General features: G+C 68.3%; 16 protein-coding genes. 7 read left to right on the top strand and 9 right to left on the bottom strand.

The features are described from left to right. Positions 1-67 precede the first annotated feature (67 nt). The 4 genes from RH90_RS14825 to RH90_RS14810 all read right to left on the bottom strand — a co-directional run bounded on the left by RH90_RS14825 (position 68) and on the right by RH90_RS14810 (position 6,774). Positions 68-1,534, bottom strand: coding sequence for an efflux transporter outer membrane subunit (locus RH90_RS14825; RefSeq protein ID WP_010186599.1), 1,467 nt, complete (start codon positions 1,532-1,534; stop codon positions 68-70). 5 nt (positions 1,535-1,539) lie between these two features. After that, positions 1,540-3,057, bottom strand: a complete 1,518-nt coding sequence (locus RH90_RS14820) for a DHA2 family efflux MFS transporter permease subunit (protein WP_010186597.1) — start codon at positions 3,055-3,057, stop codon at positions 1,540-1,542. Next, entirely contained in the window at positions 3,054-4,211 is a 1,158-nt protein-coding gene (locus RH90_RS14815) for an HlyD family secretion protein (protein WP_010186594.1), read from the bottom strand. Before RH90_RS14815 ends, RH90_RS14820 begins: the two co-directional genes overlap by 4 nt. Before the next feature lie 178 nt (positions 4,212-4,389). Continuing rightward, positions 4,390-6,774 (bottom strand): hypothetical protein, encoded by a 2,385-nt coding sequence (locus RH90_RS14810; RefSeq protein ID WP_029625345.1) that lies wholly within the window; start codon positions 6,772-6,774, stop codon positions 4,390-4,392. A gap of 147 nt (positions 6,775-6,921) precedes the next feature. Here RH90_RS14810 and RH90_RS14805 point away from each other — a divergent pair, with 147 nt between their 5' ends. Beyond that, complete coding sequence (locus RH90_RS14805) at positions 6,922-8,412, top strand: hypothetical protein (protein ID WP_051124821.1); 1,491 nt, start codon at positions 6,922-6,924, stop codon at positions 8,410-8,412. 12 nt (positions 8,413-8,424) lie between these two features. On the opposite strand, the gene RH90_RS14800 is transcribed toward RH90_RS14805, so the two are convergent. Both RH90_RS14800 and RH90_RS14795 read right to left on the bottom strand, forming a co-directional pair. Further along, positions 8,425-9,048 (bottom strand): response regulator transcription factor, encoded by a 624-nt coding sequence (locus RH90_RS14800; protein WP_010186586.1) that lies wholly within the window; start codon positions 9,046-9,048, stop codon positions 8,425-8,427. Positions 9,049-9,221: 173 nt separating this feature from the next. After that, positions 9,222-9,908: an NAD(P)H-dependent oxidoreductase gene (locus tag RH90_RS14795; protein WP_010186583.1), complete on the bottom strand. Its 687-nt coding sequence runs from the start codon at positions 9,906-9,908 to the stop codon at positions 9,222-9,224. A gap of 221 nt (positions 9,909-10,129) precedes the next feature. Here RH90_RS14795 and cydD point away from each other — a divergent pair, with 221 nt between their 5' ends. The 4 genes from cydD to RH90_RS14775 all read left to right on the top strand — a co-directional run bounded on the left by cydD (position 10,130) and on the right by RH90_RS14775 (position 15,058). Beyond that, entirely contained in the window at positions 10,130-11,788 is a 1,659-nt protein-coding gene (cydD, locus tag RH90_RS14790; RefSeq protein ID WP_010186581.1) for a thiol reductant ABC exporter subunit CydD, read from the top strand. Continuing rightward, positions 11,785-13,476: an amino acid ABC transporter ATP-binding/permease protein gene (locus tag RH90_RS14785; protein WP_010186579.1), complete on the top strand. Its 1,692-nt coding sequence runs from the start codon at positions 11,785-11,787 to the stop codon at positions 13,474-13,476. Before cydD ends, RH90_RS14785 begins: the two co-directional genes overlap by 4 nt. A gap of 61 nt (positions 13,477-13,537) precedes the next feature. Continuing rightward, entirely contained in the window at positions 13,538-14,332 is a 795-nt protein-coding gene (locus tag RH90_RS14780) for a universal stress protein (protein WP_010186577.1), read from the top strand. 72 nt (positions 14,333-14,404) lie between these two features. Then, entirely contained in the window at positions 14,405-15,058 is a 654-nt protein-coding gene (locus RH90_RS14775; RefSeq protein WP_010186575.1) for an NAD(P)H-dependent oxidoreductase, read from the top strand. Between the two features lie 12 nt (positions 15,059-15,070). On the opposite strand, the gene RH90_RS14770 is transcribed toward RH90_RS14775, so the two are convergent. Then, entirely contained in the window at positions 15,071-16,261 is a 1,191-nt protein-coding gene (locus RH90_RS14770) for an acetate/propionate family kinase (RefSeq protein WP_010186573.1), read from the bottom strand. Continuing rightward, a complete protein-coding gene (locus RH90_RS14765) occupies positions 16,258-18,618 on the bottom strand; it encodes a phosphoketolase family protein (RefSeq protein ID WP_010186570.1) in 2,361 nt (786 codons plus the stop codon). Before RH90_RS14765 ends, RH90_RS14770 begins: the two co-directional genes overlap by 4 nt. Positions 18,619-18,843: 225 nt before the next feature. Here RH90_RS14765 and mgtA point away from each other — a divergent pair, with 225 nt between their 5' ends. After that, positions 18,844-21,408 (top strand): magnesium-translocating P-type ATPase, encoded by a 2,565-nt coding sequence (mgtA, locus tag RH90_RS14760; RefSeq protein WP_051124819.1) that lies wholly within the window; start codon positions 18,844-18,846, stop codon positions 21,406-21,408. 133 nt (positions 21,409-21,541) lie between these two features. Continuing rightward, on the top strand, positions 21,542-23,980 hold the full coding sequence (locus tag RH90_RS14755) for a hybrid sensor histidine kinase/response regulator (RefSeq protein ID WP_010186567.1): 2,439 nt from the start codon (positions 21,542-21,544) through the stop codon (positions 23,978-23,980). Here the strand turns inward: RH90_RS14755 and RH90_RS14750 are convergent. After that, the gene (locus RH90_RS14750) at positions 23,977-24,867 is read right to left on the bottom strand and encodes a transporter (protein WP_157134604.1); all 891 of its coding nucleotides are present in this window, start codon (positions 24,865-24,867) and stop codon (positions 23,977-23,979) included. The genes RH90_RS14755 and RH90_RS14750 overlap by 4 nt on opposite strands. Positions 24,868-24,896 lie beyond the last annotated feature (29 nt).

Genomic DNA, 24,896 nt, shown 5'->3' with positions numbered 1-24,896 from the left:
CCGAGACGCTGGAACGACCGAGGCCGGTGCTGGCCGTTTTCAATGCACAGACCCGCGCCGGCGGAGACTAAGAAGCCCGCGGAGACTCCGCGGCAGAGCCGCTCCATCCTCCGGCCGTGGCGACATACAGGCGCGCGACATTCAGACACTGGCGTGCCTGCGCGAGAACGAGGGCGTTGCTCGCGCGCTGATACAGGCGCTCGGTCTCGAGCACCTGTAGAATGCCCGAATTTCCAACCTGGTAGCTCCGCTGCGACAGATGCCGCGACCGCTCGGCGACCGAAACCGACTCGCGCTGGTTGACGACCGAGCGCGCATCGCTCTGGATCGCGGAGAGCAGATCGGCGACCTGATTGAACGCGGTCAGCACCGTCTGCTGATAGGTCGCCTCGCTTGCCTTGGCGCGATTGACCGCCGCGGCGCGCTGCGCCTTGAGCGTGCCACCGTGGAAGATCGGCGCGGTGACGCCCGCGAAGATATCGTAGCCGCGAAACGCATTCTTGACGAGATCGCCGATCCCCGGCGCGCCTTGCGTCAGCGTCGCACCGAGCGTGATGTCGGGATAGAGCCGTGCGGTTGCGACGCCGATGCCGGCGGAAGCCGCATGGAGATCGGCCTCGGCCTGCAGGATGTCGGGGCGGCGATGGACGAGTTCGGATGGCAGTGCGACCGGGATCGTTGCGGGCAGCGTCAATCGGGCGATATCGAATTCGGTCGCGCCGAGCTCCGACGGCGCGATGCCGACCAGCGTCGCGAGCAGATGCCGCGCCTCGGCGAGCTGTTGTTCGAGCTGCGGGATGTCACCGCGGTCGGCGGTATATTGGCTCTGCGCGTTGAGCACCTCGACCAGCGTCCCTTCGCCGCCCTTACGGCGCTTCTGCGTCAGGTCGACGTTGCGGAGGTCGTCGGCGAGCAAGGCGTTGGCGGTCGCGATTTGCGCGCGGATCGCGGCGACGGTCAGCACCTGGTTGACCACCTGTCCCGCGATCGAGAGATGCGCGGCCTCGGTCTGGCGTTGCTGCGATTCGACTTGCGCGGCGCTCTGCTCGACCTGGCGGCGCAGCCCGCCGAAAAGGTCGAGGTCATAGCTGATCCCGCCGCCGACCGAATAGAGATGGAACTCGGGATTGCCCCCGGGCGCGAGCGGATTGTTGCCTGAAAAGCCGAAGCCGGCGAGGTTGACCTGTTCCTGATCGAGGCGGGCATTCGCATCGATCTGCGGCAACGCTTTGCCGGCGACCGCGCGCAGTTCGTCGCGCGCCGCGGCGAGCGTCGCATTGCTTGCCGCCAGACTGTGATTGTTAGCGAGCGCGCGATCGACCAGCGCGTCCATCTCGGGCGAGCCGAACGCGGTCCACCAGCGCTGCGCCGGGCCCGCGCCGAGCGTCACCGACGGTGCGCCGCGGGCGGGCGCGCGCTGCTCGCTCGGCGGCGAATAGCCGGTCGCCGAGGGCGCTTGCGGGCGCACGAAATCGGGGCCGACGGTGCACCCGGCGAGCGCGGTCGCGGCGAGGAGGAGCGGGAGGAAGCGCATTGGCATCAGTCCATATGGATCGTTGGGCCGTCGGCCGCGCCCTTGCGCGGGCCGCGCATCAGCAGCAGCAGCGGGATCACCGCGAGCGTCAGCACGAACAGCAGCCAGAAAGCGTCGATATAGGACACCATCGACGCCTGTCGGGTGATCTGCGCGTTCATTGCGGCGACGGCGGATGGGAGGTCGAAGTCGAAGCCTTGCGGTAACGCTGCGCTGTCGGGGCGGACCCCCTCGGTCAGGCGTGCATGCACGGCTGCCGCGTTGCGGATCGTCAGCGCTTGAAGCACCGAGATGCCGACCGCCGAGCCGATGTTCCGCGTCAGCGTGAACATCGCGGCGCCCTCGTTGCGATATTTCACGTCGAGCGTCGCGAACGCGATCGTCGTCAAGGGCACGAAGACGAGCCCGGTGCCGAGCCCCTGGACGAAGCCCGAGACGATCACCAGCCGTTCGCTCATCTGCAGCGAAAAGCCCGCCATGATGTAGAGCGACACCGCGGCGAGCCCGAAGCCGAGGAAAATCAACAGGCGCGCGTCGACGCGCTTGATGATCCGCCCGACGATGATCATCGAGATCAGCGTGCCGACCCCGCGCGGCGCGGTGACGAGCCCGGTGAGGACGACGGGATAGCCCAACAGCGTTTCGAGCATCGTCGGCAGCAAGGCGAGCACGCCGAACAGCACGGTGCCGAGAAAGAAGCCGAAGATCGAGCCCGTCAGGAAGTTGCGGTCCTTGAACATGCCGACATCGATGAACGGTTTCTTTGCGGTCAGCGTGTGGACGACGAAGAGGTAACCGAAGAATGCCGCCAGCCCGGCCTCGATGCAGATCTCGAGCGAACTGAACCAATCCTTGGTCTGGCCGCGATCGAGCATCAGCTGGAATGCGCCGATCGCCAGCGCGAGCATCGCGAAGCCGAATACGTCGAGCCGCGGCCGCGCCGCGTCCTTCGTCTCGGTCAGGAAGCCGGAAAGGCCGACGAACGCGAGGATCCCGATCGGCAGATTGATGTAGAACACCCAGCGCCACGTGAGATTGTCGGTCAGCCAGCCGCCCAGAGCAGGCCCGATGATCGGGCCAAGGATCGCGCCCATCCCCCACACCGCCATGGCGGGCCCGTGGCGCTCGGGCGGATTGATGTCGAGCAGGATCGCCTGGCTCATCGGCACCAGGGCGGCGCCGAACACGCCCTGCAGCAACCGGAAGCCGACCAGTTCGCCGAGGCTGTTGGCGAGGCCACACAGCCCCGAGACGACGGTGAAGCCGACGATCGACCACAGCATCAGTGTCTTGCGCCCGAAGCGCCCGGCGAGCCAGCCGGTGAGCGGGGTCATGATGGCAGCGGCAACGATATAGGAGGTGAGGACCCAGGTTATCTCCTCGCTCGACGCCGAGACGCTGCCCTGGATATGCGGCAGCGCGACGTTGGCGATCGTGCTGTCGAGCGAATTCATCACCGTCGCCGCCATCACCGACGCGGTGATGAAATTTCGGGCGGCCGGTGCCGGGTAGCCGTCGCTCATTGCGCCGCCGGTGCCGTCGTCGTCGCCGGGCCGAACAGATGGCGCTGATACCCGGTATCGACGGTGACCTCGACGCTCAGCCCGGCATGGAGCGGAATGTCGCGTGGCAGTTGGTCGACGCTGAACTCGATCGGCAGACGCTGGACGACCTTGACCCAGTTACCCGTCGCATTCTCAGGCGGGAGCAAGGCGAAGCTGTTGCCGGTGCCCGGGCTGAAGCTCGCGACGCGTCCGGTCAGCTTGAGATCGGGAAAGGCATCGATCTTGAAGGTCGCGCGCTGGCCGACGCGCATATGGTCGAGCTGGTTTTCCTTGAAATTGCCCTCGACCCACAGCCGCGTGCCCGCGAGCGTGAAGACCGGCTTGGCCGCCGAGACGTAGCTGCCGAGCTGGAGCTGATCGACCTTGGTGACGATCCCCTCCTGCGCCGCGCGGACGACGGTGTAGCCGAGGTTGAGTTGCGCGCGTTCGAGCGCGGCCTGCGCGCGCTGCACCGACGGCTGGCGCTCGGTCGGCGCGCTGACGCTGCCGGTCAAGGTTGCGGCGACGCCGACATTCTGCTGGACCGAGGTCTGGATCTGCTGGCGCGCGGTCTGCGCAGCGAGCACTGCCTGGTCATATTGCGCCTGCGACGAAATGCCTTCGGCGAGCAGGGCTTTCTGGCGCGCGGCTTCGCGCACGGCATACGCAAGCTTGTCGCGGCCGGCCTGAAGCGATGCCTCGCCCTCGCGATAGCTCGCGCGGACCGAAGCGACCTGCGTGCGTGCGCTGGCAAGCTCGGCCTCCGCTTCATCGACCGCCGCCTGATACGGGGCGGGGTCGATCCGGAACAGGACGTCGCCCGCCTTGACGCGCTGATTGTTGTGAACCGCGATCGCGACGACCGGACCACTGACATTGGCGCTGACCGAGACGAGTCCGGACTGGATATAGCCATTGTCGGTCGCTTCGTAGCGACCGCCGGCAAGGTAGAAATAGAGGATCGCGATCACCGCGATGATCGGTGCGACCAGCAGCAGCGGGGTGCGCAGCCGACGCCGCGCACGCGGCTGACGGTCCACGGCTTCGACCCTGGGGGCGGGCTCGACGATCGGCGTCGAGTCCTCGAGGGTCGGGTAATCGGCCGGACGGCCTGGCGAATCTTCCAAGCTCATAAATCGCTGCTCTCGAAACGGCGGGTTTGCGGACTACAGGAGTCGGGCGCGCGCCGCCCTAGGCGACTGCCGGAGCGCTTTGCCGCCTCGGCCGATAACATGCAAGCAGATAATGTGTATGCTTATGATCTGGGCATCGCAAGGCGTGAGGACGCGCACTCGGAGGCCCGCTGCGCCCTTACGGTGCCGAAACCGTCGCGATCGCCTGTGGCGCGTCGCGCAGCCGCAGGAAGATCCGTCCATCCGCGCCGGCCCGCGTGGCAATCTCGGTTGCGACGAAACCGTCCGCGATCGCCTGACTCGGTTGCATTTCCGCGTTGGCGCCGACCGCCTCGATCAGGAAGAAGCGATTGCCCGTGAGCTTGCACGTCTTGCGCGCGGCGCAGGTGATCGCGTGGATCTCCGGAAGCCGAACCACGGTTGCGAGCGGCGTCCAGGACGAGCCCGCGCCGTCGCTTGCGATGCGGAAGCGCAGCGGGCCATAAGCGGTCGGCCCGAGCGCCTCGGCCGGGTTGATCGAGACGATTCCGGTCTTCGCGTCCTGCAGGTCATAGCCCTTGCCGGCGGCGATCGTCGTGCTCAAGCGGCCGTCGAGCGTGCTGACCTCGATGCTCTCGCGCCCCGTCAGCGGCGCCGGATCGTCGAGATGGAACGCGAAGCTCAGCCGGGCGTCCTGCGCAAAGACCGCGGGGTCCGGCAAAGTGATCGGCAATACGCCGTCGCGCACCGGCGCGCGCGCCGTCACGCGCACCAGCGTCGCGCCGACGCGATGTGGCGCGACCGTTACGCTCAGCGTCTTGTGCCGCCCGCCAAGATAGCCGATGTCGGCGGGTAGGGTCGTGCCCGCGGCGAGTGCCATCGCGCTCGCCGGATTGTTCGCCTGAAGCGCGACGCGATCCTGCTTGCCGACTCGCGTGAGCGCACCGGGCTGGAAGCTCAGCGAGCCGAGGGTCACGCCGGTCACCTGATCGAGTCGCGTTCCGGTCAGCGTCGCCTGGTCATCGCCGGCATGGAAGCTCAGATCATCGACGCTGCCGGCCTGCTGCAGCGTGCGCAGCGGCAGTTCGGTCGGCGTCGCGACGCCCTTCTGCTCGATCACGATCGAGACCGTGCCGGGTTCGGCCTGCTCGAGCGGGACGGTTGTGACAACGTTGTGCGCGTCCGCCTGTTTCCAGCTGAGCGGCTCGACCGGTCCGTCGCCGCGCTTGAGACCGATCTGGCTGATGCAGCCGGCGCTCCCGCCGGTCAGTTGGAGCTCGTTCGAACGGCCAACGACCAGCGCGGTTCGATCGGTTGCCTTCCACGTCCCGTCGCCAGGCTTGGTCAGGACATAGCTCGGGCCGTCGAACGATGCGAAACCCCAAGCGCCGTGCAATTGTGCCGAAATCACCGGTCCGAATGGTCCGAACGGAATGTCGCCGGTCGCGACGAACCCGCCGAGGCTCGGGTCGGCGCGTACCGGCAGCTCGGCCTGGGTGCCATCGAGCCGCTTGAGCCGCAGCACCATGTCGTGCGCATAGCCCGTGGCATAGACCAGCGGCGCCCCCTCGACCGGCAGCACCAGCCCCGGGCTCGCGCACAGCATCGTATTGGGGGTCGGTTGCCGCAGCGGTGGGGGCTTGGGTGCCTCGATCGCAGGGAGCGCGACGACCATCACCGAGGTCGGTTTGGCGAACGACACCGGTGTGTTGAGCAGCACCGTGACGTGGCCGTCGCGCTGCTGCCCGAGTGCGGGAATGAATTGCAGCTGGGTCGATTGGAACGCCCCGAACAGGCGGAACACATCGCGCACGACGCCGATATACGAACTGTACGAGCCATAGCCCGCCTGTGGCGTAGCACTGAGCTGGAAGGCAAGATCGGTCGGTGCGCCCGCCAGCGTGTCGGCAAGTGCCGAGCTGTGCGTGTCGGCGAGCAGCAGCGTTTCTCGGTCGCCGGTCAGGCAGGCCGACTGGACCTCGGTTGGCTGCTGCAGGCATTCGCTCTTGAGCTTGACCGCAAGGCTGTGCGTCAAGATCGGGGAGACGTTAGCGAGGCTTTCCGGGCTCTTACGCTCGGCGCGCTGCAATTCCAGCAGGAAGGTGTCGAGCCGCGCCCGGTCGAGCGAGGCCTGGTTGAGTTCCTGCGCGGCGCGGACGAAGGCGCCGGGCTGCTTGCGCACCGCGCTGACCACCGCGCCGGCCCCGCCGCCGCGCTCGGGCACGATGAACAGCGCCATCTGCTGCGCGTCCTTTGGGACGACCAGCGAAAGCGCGGAATCGGTGGGCCGCCAGCTTTCGGCCTCGCGGAACCAGTCCTTGCCAGGGCGATCGACCGCGCCACGCAGGAACACCGCGATCAGGCGATAATGTTCGTCGTGCCCAGGAAGGGCGGCGAGCTTGATCGCGATATGGTCGCCTTCCGCCAGATTGGGGACGCGCTCGAGCGGGAGGGTGATGCCGTCGCGCACCACCGTGACGTCGAGTCGTGGCCCGATCAGGTCGAACGACGACGCCGCCGCTCCGAGGGCGGATGGCGCGAGCAGGGCAGCGAGCAGGCCGGCGAAAGGAATGAAACGCAACACGGTGTGCAAGGCCCGATTTGTGGATGCCGCGGCCTATGCCCTTGGCGTGTGGCCACAATGGGGCTGAAGCCGGGCGGCTGCAACCCCGGACGCGCCGGGCGGTCGGTGACGGTGACAAAGGCCGGCGGCCGCTCTACGGGGCGCGCCATGCCGGTTACGTCCATCCCGACTGCGACCCGACGCCTCGTCCCGCATCGAGCGGGGCCGGCGCTGGTGATCGTCGTCATGCTCGTCGCGCTGCTCGCGCGGATGGTGACTTTCGGCGATCCGGTGATCCAGGTCGACGAGGAATTCTATTACGTGAACGCGCACGCGATGTGGCGCGGCGCCTTGCCCTATGTCGATATTTGGGATCGCAAACCGATCGGCTTGTTCCTGCTCTATATGCCCGCCGCCTGGCTGCCGCTGCGCTGGGGCGTGCTCGCCTATCAGGCGCTGGCGACGCTGTCGCTGATCCTCACCGCGCTCACCGTCGCGCAGCTGGCGCGACGCGCAGCGTGGGGGGCGGGAGCATTGGCAGCGGCGCTGGCTTATGTGCTGTGGCCCAACCTGTTGAACGGCGTTGGCGGCCAGTCGCCGATCTTCTACAATCTGCCGATGGCGGTCGCTGCTGCGCTGATTGTCGCTGCCGGAGATCGGCGCCGGCGGCGGGCGCTCGGCTGTGGCGCGATGGCGCTCGTCGGCGTCGCGCTGCAAATCAAATACAGCGCGGTGTTCGAGGGAATCTTCTTCGGTCTATGGCTTCTCGCGCAGGAGTGGCGCGCCCGGCATAGCCCGCTTGCGCTGCTGAGCTATGGCGCGGGGCTGGTCGCGCTGTCGTTGGCGCCGACGGCGGTGGCGCTTGGCTATTATACTTCCATCGGACAGGCGGATGCTTTCGTCTTCGCCAATTTCCTCTCGATCGCGCACCGTAATGCCGACCCGGCCGCCGAGATGATCCGCAACGGCGGGACGCTCGTATTGCTGCTGTCGCCGCTCGTCGCAATGGCCTTCGGCGCACCTGCCGAAGTGCGCGAGGTACGAATTGGCGGGGACGGAGCGGCACGGCGGTTCCTCTTCGCCTGGTTCGCCGTCGCGGTACTGGGCGTGATCGTGTTCGGTACCTGGTTCGACCATTACGGCCTGCCAGTGCTCGTACCCGGCTGCGCCTGCGCTGCGGGCTTTTTCGCGAATCCGCGCTTCGGGCGGCGGATCGGCCCGGCGATCCTTATTCTCGTCGCGCTGGTCGGACAGATCGTCGTGCTGGTCAACCTGCGTGCGCGGGGCGATGCCGCGACGTTCGCCGCGCTCAGCCGCGCGGTCGGGCGGGGGCCGGGGTGCCTTTATGTCTATTCCGGGACGACGATGCTCTATGCCGGCACGGGGCGCTGCCGCGTGTCGCGCTACGTCGTTCCGGCGCACCTCAATCGCGCGCGCGAGAACGGCGCGACCGGAGTCGAGCAGGCGCGGGAAGTTCGCCGCATTCTCGCGCTGCATCCCGCGGTCGTCGTGATGCGACCGCCGTTTTCGGGGGAGCGGTCCGATATCCGGCACATCGTCGGCGCGGCGATGGCGCGCGCGTATCGCGTGGTGGCGGTGCGCCCGATGGGGCATGAATTGATCACGGTCTACAAACGCCGCGACCGACCGAATTCCTAGAGCGTCGCCGAATCAGGCGGGCGTTTTGCCCATGCCGGCCGCGAATGCGATCCGCAGCGCTTCGGACAGGCTGCGCGCGTGGAGCTTGGTCATGATGTTGGCACGGTGGACCTCGACCGTGCGCGGCGAAATGCCGAAATCATAGGCGATCGTCTTGTTGGGCAGTCCCTGCGCCAGGCCGGCAAGGACCTCACGTTCGCGCACCGTCAGCCCGCCGATCGCGACCGCGGCCCCCGCCGCCCGGGCAGCATCGCTCTCCGCGCGATCGATCCGTTCGAATGCGCTGGCGAGCGCCTCGAGCAGCAGCGCCTTGCTGAACGGCTTTTCGATGAAATCGATGGCGCCTGCTTTCATCGCGCGGACCGCGATCGAGATATCGCCGTGCCCGGTCATCACCACGACCGGCATGGCGAGGCCGCGTTCGGCCATCGCCTGCTGAACTTCCAGCCCATCCATCTCGGGCATGCGCACATCGAGCAGCACGCATCCCATCTCGGCATGGCGCCCAGCCTTCAGGAACTCGACGCCCGACGTCCAGGTTTCGACGCGGAAGCCCGATGTCTTGAGCATGAAGCTCGCCGACCGGCGGATCGCCTCCTCATCATCGATGATATGGACAAGTCTCGGTTCTGCCATCGATTCGCCTCCGCGATACCGGACGCTGGAGTGAGGAAGCGCGGCGCCCGCCACTTCGCGGGCCTGCAATAGCGGACTTATACAGCTCGCACCATCATCGAGACGGGCCGCCGATGGCGGGCACTTACAGGCGCGTTCGTCGGCGTTGCTGGTCGCGCGTCGTGTCGGGTCGGTCATTGGGCGAGCAGCAATCGCCGCGCGTCGTTGCGACGCGCGTGCCGCTCGCTCAGCACAGCGGCGCAGGTGCGCCGCGCGGTTTCGCGGACCTCGGCCAGACATTCGCGCACATAATGCTCGGGAACGCCCTCGACGATCGAATCGAAATGGACGTGGCCGCCGTCGACCAGCCCGAAAACCGACGCGAGATAACTGTCGATCCCTTGGCGGATCGACGCCCACTGGCCGTGTTCTTCGAGCCACGGCCGGGTTGAGGCGGAGGCGCTGAACCCGAGCAACCGCTTGCCATGCAACAGCGAGACTTGGGTGCCCGAAAGCAGATCGGGTTCGCGAAAGCCCGCGCCGAGGACGCGGTGGATATAGCCCTTGATGATCGCCGGCGGCATGCCGACCCATAACGGATAGACGAAGGCGATCACGGCGGCCCCCTCGAGCAAGGCGAGCTCGGCAGCGACATCGGGGAGCAGCGCGTGACCCGACACGGTCGGGCGTTCGGTCGGTCCCAGCAGCGGATTGAATCGCATCGCGTAGAGATCGCGGAGGCTCGCGTGCTGCCCGCAATCGCGCACCGCATCGCGATAGGTCTCCGCAACGGCATGCGTGAAGCTGGTCGCGCTCGGCGTTCCGAGGACGATGATGTGGCGGATCGCGGACGGGTCCGCGCTGGGGGCCGCGATCGTCATCGTCCGCCTCGCTCGCAGGCCGTGGCGGCGCGGCGCGCCGTACGCGCAGCGGGATCGGGTGACCGGAAGGTGGGGGGGTACGCCATGCGATGGTCCTTTTCGGCTTGGCGATGCGCGCTCGGCAACGGCGGCGCTATCCGGATTGATACGGATGCCACGGCCCGCGGTGCTACGGGGAATTGCGTATTCGTCGTCGCGCGGCCGCTGCCTAGGCCGCGGCGATGGCCACGCTTTCTGCCGCCCCCGATCCGCATGGCGCGGCACGCCGCCTGAAGCGCGTGCTCGACCCCGATGCTCGGCTATGGCCGGCCAGCGGCCTGCTGCTCGGCGATACGCTCGCCGGAATCGGATTCGCCGCTGGACTGGCGGGATCGGTGGTGCACCTTTCCGCCGGGGGAGCGGCGCTGGTACCGTGGCTGGCGCTGCTGTTCGCCGCCGGGATTGCGCGCGGGGTTTGCGGGCTGTCGGCCGCGCGGATCGGGGCGGCCGCGGCGCGGCGCACGAAGTGCGCGGTGCGCGCGTCGCTGATCGACCATGTCCTGCGTCGGGCACCCGCCGGGCAAGCGACGACGGGAGCCCTGCTCGCGGCTGCGGTGGACGAGATCGAGGCGCTCGACGGCTATGTCGCGCGCTTCCTCCCGGCGCGCGCTGCAGCGAGCCTCGCGCCGCTGCTGGTGATCGGCGCGACGGCGCTCGCCAGCCCGATCGCGGCGGGCATCCTGATCGGTACGCTGATCCCGTTCGTCGCCGCGATGATTCTCGCAGGGGGCGCGGCGGCCGAGCAATCGCGCCGCCAGTTCGCCGCGCTGTCGCGGCTGTCGGGGCTGTTCGCGGATCGGATCCGGGCGCTGCCGATCCTGCTCGCCTTCGACGGTGCTGCGCGCGAGGCCGAGCGTCTGGGCGTCGCCTCGGACGAACTTGCGCGGCGGACGATGCGGGTGCTGCGTATTGCGTTCGTGTCGTCGGGCGCGCTCGAATTCTTCGCGGCGCTTTCGGTCGCGCTGGTCGCGGTCTATGCGGGCTTCAACCTGCTCGGCCTGTTGCCGTTTCCCGTGCCGGAGAAGCTCGATCTCGCCCGGGGCTTCTTCGTTCTGGCGCTCGCGCCCGAATTCTATCTGCCGATGCGGCGGATCGCCGCGGCCTATCACGACAAGCAGGCCGCGCAGACCGCGGTCGACCGCCTGCCCGAGGCCGTTTTCGCGCCGCCGCAGGGGCACGCTCCGGCGCGCAGATTCGAACGCCCGCCCGGGATCCGGTTCGACGATGTCACGATCCGCTACAGCACGGACGACGCCCCGCCGGTACGGCATTTCTCGTTCGATCTCGCGCCAGGCGCGATCGTGGCGCTGGTCGGGCCATCAGGGAGCGGAAAGAGCAGCCTGTTGCACCTGTTGCTGGGGCTTGCGCCGCTCAGCGGCGGGCGGGTCCTGGTCGACGGCCTGGAACCGAGCGACCAAGGGTCGGTCGCGGCAAGCGCGGCCTGGATCGGACAAACGCCGTTGGTGGTCGCGGGGACGCTGCGCGCCAATTTGGCGCTGGCCTGGCCCGCTGCGACCGATCGCGACATCGCATCCGCCGCCGAGCGTGCCGGACTGGGGCCAATGCTCGCGACGCGCGGCCTCGATGCGCCGATCAATGCGCGCGGTGGTGGGCTGTCGGGCGGCGAAATCCGGCGAATCGCGCTCGCCCGCGCGATCCTCAAACCGAGTTCGATCCTGTTGCTCGACGAACCGACCGCGCATCTCGACCCGCACGCCGAGGCGGCGCTGATCGCGACGATCCGGCGCCTCGCCAACGGACGCACCACGTTGATCGCCACGCACAGCGCCGCGCTCGCCGCGATCGCCGACCGTCGCGTATCGCTGGCGGCGCCGGAGTGACCGCGCTCGAACGCCTGCTGCGCGAGCAGCGCAAACGCCAGGCGCCGCTGTTGCTGCGTGCGGCCGGCTATGCCGCCTTGGTCGCGGCGGCCTCGGTCGCTTTGCTCGGTCTGTCGGGATGGTTCATCACCGCCGCCGCTGCCGCCGGGCTCGCCGGACCGATCATCGCGCAGGGATTCAATTACATGCTGCCGGGCGCGACGATCCGCTTGCTCGCGATCGTGCGGACCGGCGCGCGGTACGGCGAGCGGCTCGCCAGTCATGAAGCCGCGTTCGGCGCGCTCGCGCGGGTCCGCCCCGCAGTGTTCCGCGCGATCGTCGCGGCCCCCGTGACGCGCGCGCTCGCCTGCGCGACCGGGGATGCGACCGCGCGAATCGTCCAGGACGTCGCGGTGGTCGAAACGCGCTTTGCGATGCGGTCCGCGGGATGGGGCCTCGCCGCTGCCGCTTTTGCCGGAGCGGGCCTGACCGCATTCGCTGGGGTGGCCGCAACGCTCGTGACGCTTGGATGCCTGACCGTGCTGCTGCTCGTCGCCGACCGGCTCGCGACTGCGCTCGAGGCACCGGGTCGGGCGGTGCAGCGCGCGGCCGGCGCGCTGAAGGACGAGATCGCCGAGCATGGCGCGTCGGTCGCCGAATTGCGCTGCTACGGGCTCGAATCCTGGGCGGCGGAACGCGTCGCCGCGCGCAGCGATGCGTTGGGGGACGCAGTCATGGCACAGGCGGGCGTGCTGGGCTGGTTCGAGCTGGCGCAGGCGGTCGCATTGGCGATCGTCGCCGTCGGGGTTCTCGGCGTTACACGGGGGCAGGGCGCACCCATTGCGGCGCTTGCGGCGCTTGCGGCGGTAATGACGCTCGATGGCGCCGCCCCATTGGTCCGGCGGCTGGCGCAGCGCGGGGCGGTGCGCGAGGCGACGGCCCGGCTCGACGCGTTGCTCGACCATACGCAGACGATCGAGGCGCCAGCGCCTGCGCTCATGCCCGCGACGATCACCTTTGCCCAGGCGCCTGCCGAAGCGCTGCTTCCCGGCACGCGGGTGCGGATCGGCGGCTGCTCGGGCGCGGGCAAGACGCGGCTGCTCGAGACGTTGGTCGGGCTGCGAGTGGCCGAGATCGGCCAGATCTGGCTCGACGGCCATGACCTTGCGGATATCGCGCCGAGCCGGCGGCGCGCGCTTTTCGCCTGGGCGCCGCAGGATAGCGCGTTGCTGTCCGGAACCGTGCGCGACAATCTGCTGCTCGGCTGCCCGCAGGCCGACTCGGCGCTGCTCTGGCGCGCGCTCCACGATGCCGCGCTCGACGTGCGCGTGCGTGCGCTTCCGGACGGGCTCGATTGCTGGATCGGCGAGAATGGCGCGCGCCTGTCGGGCGGCGAGCGGCGCCGCCTCGCGCTCGCCCGCGCCTATCTCCGTCCGGCGCCCTGGCTGCTGCTCGATGAGCCGAGCGAGGGTCTCGACGCCGCGACCGAACGCGTGATCGTCAGCCGACTCGCCGACCGGCTTGCCGCGACCGGGCAGGGGCTGTTGCTGGTGAGCCATCGCCCGGCACTCGCTGCCTCGTGCGATACGCAGCTGACGGTGGGTGGCGCATCCTCGCCCTGGCTGGTGTCGCGCTTCGATGGAGCGGATGACGCAGCCGACGCCACCACGGCACGCCAGCGGCCGAACCGCCTGCCCCTATCCGTATGATCCCCGATACCGCCGGCTATTGCGCTCCGATAGCGTCCAGCCACGCTCGATGGAGGCCGTAATGAAAAACGTTCTTTTGCTCGTCCATGACGATACCGGCCAGGAATCCCGCCTGCAGGCGGCGCTTGATCTGACCCGCGCGCTCGACGGGCATCTGTCGTGCCTCGACGTGGCGATCCCCGCAACGATCAACGGCGATTATTACGGCATCGCTGCGGTCGCGCTGCTCGAGGACGAGCGGACGCGCGAAGCCGAGAACAAGACCGAATTGGTGTCGCGGCTGGCGCGTGAGGACGTCCGCTGGGATTGGACCGACGCGACCGGGACGCTCGCCGACTCAGTGGTCGATGCAGCCGCTCTGGCCGATTTGATCGTGCTCAGCCGCAAGCTCAGCGATGATCGCGACCCCGATATGCGCGACGTGGCGAGCCGCGTCCTGATGCACGCGCATACCCCGATCGTCGCAGTACCCGAAACGCTCAAACGCTTCGCGTTCGACCGTGTGCTCGTCGCCTGGGATGGGCAGGCATCCGCTGCCGCGGCGTTGCGCGCCTGCGTGCCCTTGCTCAAGCTGGCCGGTGCGGTCGAGATCTTCATGGCGCACGACGGCGGCGAACGCACCGAAGCCGCCGAGGCAGCCGAATATCTCTCGCGGCACGGCATTCATGCCAGCGTACGGACGATCGACGACGGGCTGACCGCGCCCGATCGCCTGATCGAGGCCGAATGCGCGCGCTTCAACGCCGATTACATCGTGATGGGCGGCTATACCCACGGTCGCTTGCTCGAGGCTTTTGGCGGGGTGACGAAGCGCATGCTCGCGAGCTGCGCGGTCCCCTTGGTGCTGAGCCATTGATACCGCGCTCCGTAGAATTACGGAGCGCGCAGTCCCTTAGGCGAGCGTAGGCCTTGCGCAAGGAGATCGCTCATGCCCGCTACCCCGCAGCCCAAGCCCCCGCGTCACGTCGTCATCCTGTGCCATCCCGAGCAAGACAGCTTCAACGCGGCGATCGCTGCCGCCTATAGCGCGACGGTGCGCGAGCATGGCCATGAGGTGATCGTCCGCGATCTCTACGCGATGGGGTTCCATCCCGTCCTCAAATCGGCCGAGCGGCCTGGACCCGGTGAACGTCTGTTCGCCGATGTCGCCGACGAACTCGCCGTGCTGCAGGACGCGGATGTGTTCGTGCTGGTCTATCCGATCTGGTTCGGCGGGCCGCCGGCGATGCTCAAGGGCTATGTCGAACGCGTGCTCGGCAGCGGCGTTGTCCCGCAGCAAGTCTATGACGGGACCGCCAAGGGCGTGCTCGCGGGAAAGCGGATGCTGAGCCTGACGACGTCGGGGTTGAAGGAGATCTGGCTCGATGAAATGGGCCAGCTGCGCGCGCTGACGCAGGCGTTCGACCATTATATCGAACGCGCGTTCGCGATGCTGCCGTCGCAGCATGTCCATTTCGGGCACATCACCGCCGACATGGAGCCGGCCTGGGCCCGCCGTCACCTCGACGAGGTTCATGGCCAGGCGCGCGCGATGGTCCGGGGGCTCGATGCGAAGACCCCGCTCGTCCTCGCCGACGAGTGAGCAGGCCGGGCGCTATCCGGCCCCCACCACAGCGGCGCTGTGGAGCGCGATCTCCCGATCTTCGCGTGCGGGCAGCACGCGTACCGCGACACGTGACGCGTCGCCACTGATCGTGGCGGCGCCCGCCCTATTCCGCGTCGGATCGAGCGCGACGCCCATCCAGCCGAGCGCGGCGCAGGCGGTCGCCCTGACGCCCGGATCGTGTTCGCCGATCCCGCCGGTAAAGACGATCATGTCGACCCCGCCGAGCGACCCCGCCATCGCGGCGATCGTCTTGACCAGCGCGTGGCAGAACATCGCGATCGCCAGCGCGGCGGCGGGCTGGGTCGCCGCGGCGGCGTTGAGCCGACGCAGATCGCTGTCGATTCCCGACACGCCGAGCAACCCGCTTTCGCGATCGACCAGCGTCGCCAGCGTTTCGGGGGTATAGCCGCAGCTCCGCAGCAGATGAAGCAGGACGCCGGGGTCAAGATCGCCCGTGCGGCGCCCCATGATCAACCCGCCGGTCGGGGTCAGCCCCATGCTGGTATCGACCGAGCGGCCCGCGCGCACCGCGGTGACGCTTGCACCGTTGCCGAGATGCGCGATGATCAGCCGTTCCGGTACGTCGTGTCCGAGCTGCCGCACGATCGACTCGCACGACAGTCCGTGGAAGCCGTAGCGCCTTAGACCCTGGGCGCGCAGCGCCGCGGGGAGCGGCAGCGTGCTCGCGACCGCGGGCATGGTCGCGTGGAAGCCGGTATCGAAGCAGGCGACCTGCGGACAGTTCGGGAAATGCTGCTGCGTCGCGCGGATCGTCGCGAGCGCGGTGGGGATATGCAGCGGGGCGAAACGCGCCGCCGCCTGGATCTGTCCGAGCACAGCGGCGTCGATCCGGACCGGCGCGAGCAGTTCGGGGCCGCCATGGACGAGGCGATGCCCGATGACAGCGGGGGCCGGTAGCGCCGTGCGATCGAGCAGATCGACGACGTGGCGCGTCCAGCTATCCGGCGCCGCGGTGCCCAGCGAATGGTCGACACGCACGCGACCGGCGGGATCGGCCGCGTGCAGCCGGACCGCGCCGCCGCCTGCGGTTTCGATTTCGCCCGTCAGCAGCGGTTCCGCCAATGCGCCGGCAACGTCGAACAGCCCGAACTTGAGCGAGGACGATCCGCCGTTGAAGGTCAGGATCGTCGTGCCCGCAGGCACGCGCGACGCGCTCATGCCGACCAGCGCCAGGTGCGAATCTCGGGCAGATCCTCGCCCTGCTCGGCGATGTGGAGCTTGTGCCGCTCGATTGCGGCCCAATAGCGATCGCGCGCCGCGGGCACCTCGGCGTGGAGGCGCGGGATCCGCTCGATCGCGTCGAGGGCCAGACGATAGCGATCGAGATCGTTGAGCACGACCATGTCGAACGGCGTCGTCGTCGTGCCCTCCTGCTTGAAGCCGCGGACGTGGATGTTGGGATGGTTGGTGCGGCGATAGGTCAGCGTATGGATCGTTGCGGGAAAGCCGTGAAAGGCGAAGATCACCGGCGTATCGGTGGTGAACAGCGCATCGAAGGCGTGATCGTCGAGCCCGTGCGGATGTTCGCTGCTCGGTTCGAGCACCATCAGATCGACGACGTTGACGAAACGGATGCGGATGTCGGGCACCTGTTCGCGTAGCAACATCACCGCGGCAAGCGCCTCGAGCGTAGGGACGTCGCCGGCGCAGGCCATCACGACATCGGGATTCGCGTCGTCGACTCCCGCCCAATGCCAGATCCCGGCGCCGGCGGTGCAATGCCGCACCGCCTCGTCGATCGCGAGCCATTGCCATTCGGGCTGTTTCCCCGCGACGATCAGATTGACGTAGTCGTGGCTGCGCAGGCAGTGATCGGCCACCGACAGGAGACAGTTCGCGTCGGGCGGGAGATAGATGCGCGCGATGTCCGAGGTCTTGTTGGCGACCTGATCGATGAAGCCCGGGTCTTGATGCGACAGGCCATTATGGTCCTGACGCCAGACATGCGAGGTGAGCAGATAGTTGAGCGAGGCGATCGGGCGGCGCCAGGCGATCTTGCGGCTGACCTTGAGCCATTTGGCGTGCTGGTTGAGCATCGAATCGACGATGTGCGCGAAAGCCTCGTAACACGAGAAGAAGCCGTGCCGCCCGGTCAGCAGATAGCCCTCGAGCCAGCCCTGACAGAGATGCTCGCTCAGCACTTCCATCACGCGCCCGTCGGGGCTTAGGTTGATATCGACCGGTTCGATGTCGGCCATCCACGCCTTGCCCGATACCTCATAGACCGAGTCGAGCCGGTTCGAGGCGGTCTCGTCGGGACCGAACATGCGGAAGTTCTTGGTCGCCAGGTTGAGCCGCATCACTTCGCGCAGATAGTGGCCGAGCACGCGCGTCGCTTCGGCCTCGACCGCGCCGGGCATGTCGAGCCCGACCGCAAAATCGCGAAAGTCGGGGAGCGACAGCGGTTCGAGCAGCGCACCGCCATTGGCATGCGGGTTCGAGCTCATCCGGCGATGCCCGGTCGGGGCGAGGTCCGCGATTTCAGCACGGACCTTGCCGGTCGCGTCGAACAGCTCGGCCGGGTGGTAGCTGCGCAGCCACGCGTCGAGCTGTTCGAGATGCTCGGGCTTGTCGAAATCGGCGATCGGCACCTGATGCGCCCGCCACGTGCCTTCGACCGGCAGGCCATCGACGCGCTTCGGGCCCGTCCAGCCCTTCGGCGTCTTGAGCACGATCATCGGCCAGCGCGGGCGCTTTGGCGGCGAAGTGGGCGCGGCACGGGCCTCCGCCTGAATCGCCTCGATGGTCTGCAGTACCGTGTCGAGCGTACTCGCCATTTGCTGGTGGAGTAAGGCGGGATCGTCGCCCTCGACGAAATACGGCTCGTGGCCATAGCCGCGCAGCAGATCGGTCAGCTCGTCGCGACCGATCCGCGCGAGGATCGTCGGATTGGCGATCTTGAAGCCGTTGAGATGGAGGATCGGCAGGACCGCGCCATCGCGCGCGGGATTGAGGAACTTGTTGCTGTGCCAGCTTGCCGCGAGCGGGCCGGTCTCGGCCTCGCCGTCGCCGACGACGCAGGCGACGATCAGATCGGGATTGTCGAACGCCGCACCATAGGCGTGCGCGAGCGAATAGCCGAGTTCGCCGCCTTCGTGGATCGAGCCCGGGCATTCGGGCGAGACATGGCTCGGGATGCCACCCGGCCAGGAAAATTGCCGGAACAGCCGCTCCATCCCGCTGCGGCTGCGCTCGATCGCGGGATAATGTTCGGTGTACGAGCCTTCGAGATAGGCGTTGGCGACGAGCCCCGGCCCGCCATGCCCTGGCCCGATGATATAGATCATGTCGAGATCGTTCGCGACGATCAGCCGGTTGAGATGGGCGTAGACGAAGTTTAGCCCGGGGGTCGTACCCCAATGGCCGAGCAGCCGCGGCTTGATGTCGGCGCGGGTGAGCGGCCGCTCGAGCAGCGGATTGTCGCGCAGGTAGATCTGCCCGACCGAAAGATAGTTCGCCGCGCGCCAATAGGCGTCGAGCGCTGCGGCGTGCTCGAGGGAAAGGGGATCGGACATGCGCGTCTCCGGGCCGGCCGCGGGGGAGGGCCGATTGCCGGTGCGGCGGCGGCGGCGCGCGGAAGCGCGCGTGATCCGGCGACCGGCCCAGCGCTCGTCGCGGTTTGCGGCCGGCGTCGCTATACGGGCTAACCCGTAGCGCGCTTCGCCCGGATCCGCCGCATAGCCCCGGGAATGTCCGCGCACCGCACGATCGCGCCGGCCGGACCGCAAGGACTCGAGCGAATGGGCCTGAAGCCAGGGATCGCCTCCGTCGTCGCAGCGCCGCCCTTCTGGCGCGATCCGCCCGAGGCGGTGCTCGCGCGCCTCGGGAGCAGCCGCGCCGGGCTCGGCAGCATCGACGCCGCCAGCCGGCTCGCGCGCGATGGCCGCAACGAACTGGGCACCGCCGCGCGGAGCAGCGTTCTGCGCGGCCTGCTTCGCAAGCTCGCCAACCCGTTGATCGCGATCCTGCTGGTCGCCGCGGCGGTTGCCGGCGCGACGGGAGATGCGGCGAGCTTTGCGATCATCGTCACGGTCGTGATCGTCTCGACCGCGCTCGACATGGTGCAGGAACACCGTGCCGAAGCGACCGCCGCCGCGCTGAAACGCTCGATCGCGCTCCACGCCAACGTGCTGCGCGACGGGGTCGCGGCGGAGCGGCCGGCGAGCGAGATCGTTGCGGGCGACGTGGTGCTGCTCAGCGCGGGCGATCTGGTTCCGGCGGACGGCGTGGTGCTCGCGGTCAACGCCGCGCAGGTCGACGAGGCGTTGCTCACCGGCGAGCCCTATCCGGTCGAAAAGCAGGTCGCGCTCGTTCCCGACGCGACCGCGCCGGGCGACGCCAGCAACGCGCTGTTCCACGGGACCTCGCTGATCGCCGGCACCGCGACGATGCTCGTCGTCGCGACGGGCGCGCGGACGCGGTTCGGCGCGATCGCGGCGTCGCTTGGCGGCGCCGAACCGCCGACCGCGTTCGAACGCGGCATCCACCAGCTCGGCCTGCTGATCGCGCGGCTGACGCTCTTCCTCGTGCTGTTCGTGCTGGTCGCGCACCTCGCGCTCGGGCGTCCGCCGCTCCAGTCGTTCCTGTTCGCGATCGCGCTCGCGGTTGGCCTGACGCCGGAATTGCTGCCGATGATCGTGACGGTCTCGCTCGCGCGCGGCGCGCAGCGCATGGCGGCGCGCAAGGTGATCGTGAAGCGGCTGTCGGCAATCCACGATCTCGGCCAGATGGACATTCTATGCACCGACAAGACCGGAACGCTGACCGAAGCCTCGATCACGCTGGTCGGCCATCCCGGGATCGATGGGGCGGACGACGAGCGCGTGGTCGAACTCGCCGCGGTCAATGCAGCGTTCGAGACCGGGTTGAAGAGCCCGCTCGACGCCGCCTTGCTGCGCCATGCGACGCCCGAGCGGATCGCCGGTTGGCGCAAGCTCGACGAATGCCCGTTCGATTTCGAGCGCCGCCGCGTCTCGGTGCTGGCCGAGCAGGCGGGCGCGCGGATCGAGATCGTCAAGGGCGCGCCCGAGACGCTGCTCGCGCTGTGCACGCACGCGCAGGATCCCAGCGGGGCGCTGGTGCCGCTCGATGCGGTGCTGCGCACGCGGCTGGCGGCGATGCAGCGCGATCAGGCGACGCAGGGGCTGCGCGCGTTGGGCGTGGCATGGAAGCCGGCACCCGGCCAGGAGCGGATCGCCGCGCGCGACGAGGCGGGCCTGGTGTTCCTCGGCTATTGCCTGTTCGTCGATCCGCCCAAGGCGAGCGCCGCCGCGGCGATCGCGCGGCTCGAGGCGACGAGGATCCGCATCAAGGTCATCTCGGGCGATGCGGCCGCCGTGGTCGAGCATCTCGTCGCGGCGCTGGCGGTTCCGTTCGCTGGGGTCCTGACCGGAGAGGAGATCGCCGATCTGTCCGATACCGCGCTTGCCGCGCGGGTGGCGAGCGTCGACGTCTTCGCCCGCGTCAGCCCCGACCAGAAGACTCGGATCGTCCGCGCGCTGAAGGCCGCAGGGCATACCGTCGGCTTCCTCGGTGACGGGATCAACGATGCCCCGGCGATCCGGGCTGCCGATGTCGGCCTGTCGGTCGATGGCGCAACCGATGTCGCGCGCGAGGCGGCCGACATGATCCTGCTCGCGCCCGATCTCGACGTGCTCGCCGATGGCGTCGCCGAGGGGCGGCGGACCTACGCCAATATCCTCAAATACATCCGCATGGGGACGAGCTCGAATTTCGGCAACATGCTGACGATGGCGCTCGCCTCGCTCGTGCTGCCGTTCCTTCCGCTCACCGCGGTGCAAATCCTGCTCAACAATCTGATCTACGACTGTTCGCAGATCGGCATCCCGTTCGACCGCGCCGACGATGTCGATCTCGCGCGGCCGCACGGCTGGGACATGCCCGGATTGCTGCGCTTCACCGCGATCATGGGGCCGCTTTCGTCGATCTTCGACGTGGCGACCTTCGCGCTGTTGCTATGGGTCTATCGTGTCGATGTGCCGACCTTTCGCGCGGCATGGTTCCTCGAATCGATGGCGACCCAGATCCTCGTCGTATTCGTCATCCGCACCCGCCGTGCCGCGTGGCGCAGTCGACCACAGGCTGCGCTTGTCGCGACGGCGCTCGCTGGGCTCGGGCTGGCGGTGATGCTGCCCTTTGTCGTCGGGGCCGCCGCGCTCGGCTTTGCGCCGCCCAGCGCCGCCGAGTGCGGCGCGCTTGCCGCGCTCGTCCTGGGCTATCTCGCGGTGGCCGAAATGCTCAAGCCGCTCGCTGTGCGCGATGCGGTTGCGCGGCAGGCGGGGTGACGAACTCGCGGAATCCGGTGCTTTCTGCTTCACTTTTGCGAACAAGTGGTTGCGGGACGGGCGGCGGCGGCGGTAACCGTCGTCGCCCACAGCATGCCGGTGCAGGGCAAGGTCGGAGGCACGGTTGGTACGCGTGAGGGAAGAGAGCTCGTCGATCGACCCCGCCGGCTCCGCACCGGCTTCGGCTGCGGCGTTGTTGGCGCAGGTCGATTGGGCATCGCACCCGCTCGGTCCGCGTGCGGAATGGCCGGTCGCGTTGACGACGATGCTGGATTTTCTGCTGTCCTCGCCCGAGTCGGTCTACCTCGTATGGGGCGATAGCCAGACCTTCTTCTTCAACGACGCTTACGCCCCGATCCTCGGCCCGCGGATCGCGGGTGCGATGGGCGCGCATTTTCCCACCCTCTGGGCCGACGCCTATCCCGCGGTCGCCCCGATGTTTCTCGGCGCGTTGGGCGGCACCGCGTATCGCGTCGTCGATCATCCGGTGCCGATGGCGCGCTGGGGCGACCCAGAACAGACGTGGTGGACCTTCTCTTTCTCCCCCGTGTTCGACGATGCCGGCGCGATTAGCGGGGTATTGTGCCTAACCAACGAGACCACCGCCAACGTCGTCCAGGCCGAATCGAAGCGTCAGGTCGATCTCGCGCTGGCGCAAGCCGAGCAAAGCCTGCGCCGCGCCGAGGAAGCGGGGCATATCGGCGTGTTCGCGGTCGATCTCGCAACCAACACGGTGAGCGCCTCGGCGGAATTCTACCATCTGTTCGGACTTCCGAACGAAGGCACGGTCGATGCGTCGCGGATCGAGGCGCTGATCCTGCCCGAGGATGCCGCCGTCGGCTCTCCCGCCGACCATCGCGCGGCGCGGCTTGCGGCCTTGCAGATCGAATATCGCGTGCGCCGCGCCGACACGCAGCAGATCCGCTGGATCGAGCGGCGCGCCGAAATCGAATATGACGCGGACGGCGCGCCCGCACGGCTGCTGGGCGTCGTCCAGGACGTGACCGAACGCCGTGCCGATCGTGATGCGCTGGCCAAGCTCAACGCGACGCTCGAGGCCACCGTGGTCGAGCGCACCCAGGCGCTGCTGCTGCATGAGAACATCATCCAATCGGACAGCACCGCGATCTGCGCGTTCGATACCGACTATCGGCTGATCGCCTTCAACCAGGCGCATAACGACGCCTTCTTCCGCGCGAACGGCTTCTTCACCCGGCTGGGAGACGTGTTCCATGAGCTGTTCGTTCCCGAGCAGCGTGACGCGATGAAGGCGCTGATGACGCGCGCTCTCCAGGGCGAGCGCTTTACGGTCGAGGCCGAATTCGGCAATCCGGAGATCGACGCGCCGAGTTGGGAAATTCAATATTCACCGCTGCGCGACGGCGAGGGGCGGATCATCGGCGCGTTCCACCATGCGCGCGACGTCACCGCGCGGCTGCGCGCGCAAGCCGACCTTACCGCGGCGCAGGAAGCGTTGCGACAGGCGCAGAAGATGGAGGCGATGGGCCAGCTGACCGGCGGCGTGGCGCACGATTTCAACAATCTGCTGACGCCGATCGTCGGCGCGCTCGATCTCTTGCAGCGCAAGGGGATCGGCGGCGAGCGCGAGCAGCGGCTGATCGAAGGCGCGGCACTGTCGGCGGAACGCGCGCGGACGCTGGTCCAGCGCCTGCTCGCCTTCGCGCGTCGGCAACCGCTCCAGGCGGTCGCGGTCGATGTCGCGGCCTTGGTGCGCGGAATGGGCGACCTTGTCGCCAGCACGATCGGCCCGCAGATCCGCGTCGTGATCGAGACGCCGGCGGATCTCCCGACCGCGAACGCCGATCCCAACCAGCTCGAGATGGCGCTGCTCAACCTGGCCGTGAATGCGCGCGACGCGATGCCCGATGGCGGAACGTTGCGCATCCACGCAGCCCCCGCCACGATCGAGCAGGATCCCGAGCTCGCCGCGGGCGGCTATATCTGCCTGTCGGTCAGCGATACCGGAACCGGAATGAGCGCCGAGACGATGGCGCGCGCGATCGAGCCGTTCTTTTCGACCAAGGGGGTGGGGAGGGGGACCGGGCTCGGGCTCTCGATGGTCCATGGCCTTGCGTCGCAGCTCGGCGGTGCGCTGCGGCTGCGCAGCGAGCCGGGGGCGGGCACGCAGGTCGAGCTGTGGTTGCCGCAGGGTCGCGCCCTGCATGCGCCGCTCCCGGCCGCGACGCCGGAGCTGCTCGAGGCAGCGCGCGGGACGGCCTTGCTGGTCGATGACGAAGAGTTCGTACGGCTGAGCACCGCCGCGATGCTCGCGGAGATCGGCTATGACGTGGTCGAGGCCGAGTCGGCCGAGGCGGCGCTCGCGCTGGTGCGCGCGGGGCTGGTGCCCGATCTGGTCGTGACCGACCATCTGATGCCGGGCATGACGGGATCCGATCTCGCCCGTGCGGTACACCGCCAGCACCCGCGCCTCCCGGTTCTCGTCATCTCCGGCTATGCCGAAAGCGAAGGGATCGCACCCGATCTGCCGCGACTGACCAAGCCGTTTCGCCGCGACGAGCTGTTCCGCAGCCTGGCGACGCTCGCGCGCTAGAAGCGCGCCGATACGCCGGTGTAGAGCTGCAGCCCCGGCGTTTCGCGATTGAGCCCGAAATAGGCGGCGGCGTCGAGCTGGAGCGTCTTGGTCAACTGGTACGAAGCGGCGAGATCGGCGGAATATTGCTGACCGTTCTGACGCGGCTCGAAACTCTCCTTGGTCCAGAATTCAGCATAGACCGTCGCATCCTTGCCGAGCGGATGCGACAGATTGATGAGATTGACCAGTTCCAGATGGTAGCCGTCGACATCGCCCTGGTTTGCCGAGATGTCGAGTTCGGGGCTGGTGGTCAGCGTGAATTTGGCGGGGAGCGGGATGTTGACCGGGAGCGCGAGGCTGCCCTCCCACGCGCCGTTGCCGACCACCGATCCCGCGGTCGGCGCCTTGACCGAGCCGATGATCGAAACCTGCGTCTTCGAACGGTCGATCGTCAGCTTCTGCTTCACCCGCACGAACAGATCGCCGACGCCGCCATCGGTCGTCACGCTGCCATCGGCGTTCCGCATCCGCACCGTTTCATACGGCGCGATGTTGACCTCGACATCGGTGTGCCGCCCGACGCCATATTTCAGCGTTGGATTGGTATATAGGATGGTATCGGTCCGGACGCCGTCGAGCGTCTGCCGCGTCCAGTCGATCAGGTCGGTCTCGAGCTGGAACGCCCCGGCGGGAACGGTGCAGGCGACGCTCGCCTTGGTCGGACGATCGGTGCAGATCGGGGTCGGGGCGGGCGCGACATTGGCGGGAAGCGGGCCGGTGCCTTGGGCCGGATCGCCTTGCGCCGGCTCCTGCGCGGTCGCACCGCTCGGGATCGCGGCGAGCGACACCAGCACGACAGCACAGTGGCGGAGCAAAGCGGCGGTTGCGGTACGGTGGATCGTCATCGCCATTCCATGCCGATGCGCGCCGCCGA

This window comes from Sphingomonas sp. PAMC 26605, assembly GCF_000241485.1.
Lineage (GTDB): Bacteria > Pseudomonadota > Alphaproteobacteria > Sphingomonadales > Sphingomonadaceae > Sphingomonas.
Note: the sequence above shows the minus strand (reverse complement) of the source record. Positions and strands in the feature narration are given on the sequence as shown.

Coding starts and splice junctions, on each gene's coding strand:
- RH90_RS14780 (WP_010186577.1), top strand. CDS start 13,538: ATGAAAAACGTTCTTTTGCTCGTCCATGACGATACCGGCCAGGAATCC.
- RH90_RS14805 (WP_051124821.1), top strand. CDS start 6,922: ATGCCGGTTACGTCCATCCCGACTGCGACCCGACGCCTCGTCCCGCAT.
- RH90_RS14765 (WP_010186570.1), bottom strand. CDS start 18,618: ATGTCCGATCCCCTTTCCCTCGAGCACGCCGCAGCGCTCGACGCCTAT.
- cydD (WP_010186581.1), top strand. CDS start 10,130: ATGGCCACGCTTTCTGCCGCCCCCGATCCGCATGGCGCGGCACGCCGC.
- mgtA (WP_051124819.1), top strand. CDS start 18,844: ATGGGCCTGAAGCCAGGGATCGCCTCCGTCGTCGCAGCGCCGCCCTTC.
- RH90_RS14815 (WP_010186594.1), bottom strand. CDS start 4,211: ATGAGCTTGGAAGATTCGCCAGGCCGTCCGGCCGATTACCCGACCCTC.
- RH90_RS14775 (WP_010186575.1), top strand. CDS start 14,405: ATGCCCGCTACCCCGCAGCCCAAGCCCCCGCGTCACGTCGTCATCCTG.
- RH90_RS14750 (WP_157134604.1), bottom strand. CDS start 24,867: ATGACGATCCACCGTACCGCAACCGCCGCTTTGCTCCGCCACTGTGCT.
- RH90_RS14795 (WP_010186583.1), bottom strand. CDS start 9,908: ATGACGATCGCGGCCCCCAGCGCGGACCCGTCCGCGATCCGCCACATC.
- RH90_RS14820 (WP_010186597.1), bottom strand. CDS start 3,057: ATGAGCGACGGCTACCCGGCACCGGCCGCCCGAAATTTCATCACCGCG.
- RH90_RS14770 (WP_010186573.1), bottom strand. CDS start 16,261: ATGAGCGCGTCGCGCGTGCCTGCGGGCACGACGATCCTGACCTTCAAC.
- RH90_RS14800 (WP_010186586.1), bottom strand. CDS start 9,048: ATGGCAGAACCGAGACTTGTCCATATCATCGATGATGAGGAGGCGATC.
- RH90_RS14825 (WP_010186599.1), bottom strand. CDS start 1,534: ATGCGCTTCCTCCCGCTCCTCCTCGCCGCGACCGCGCTCGCCGGGTGC.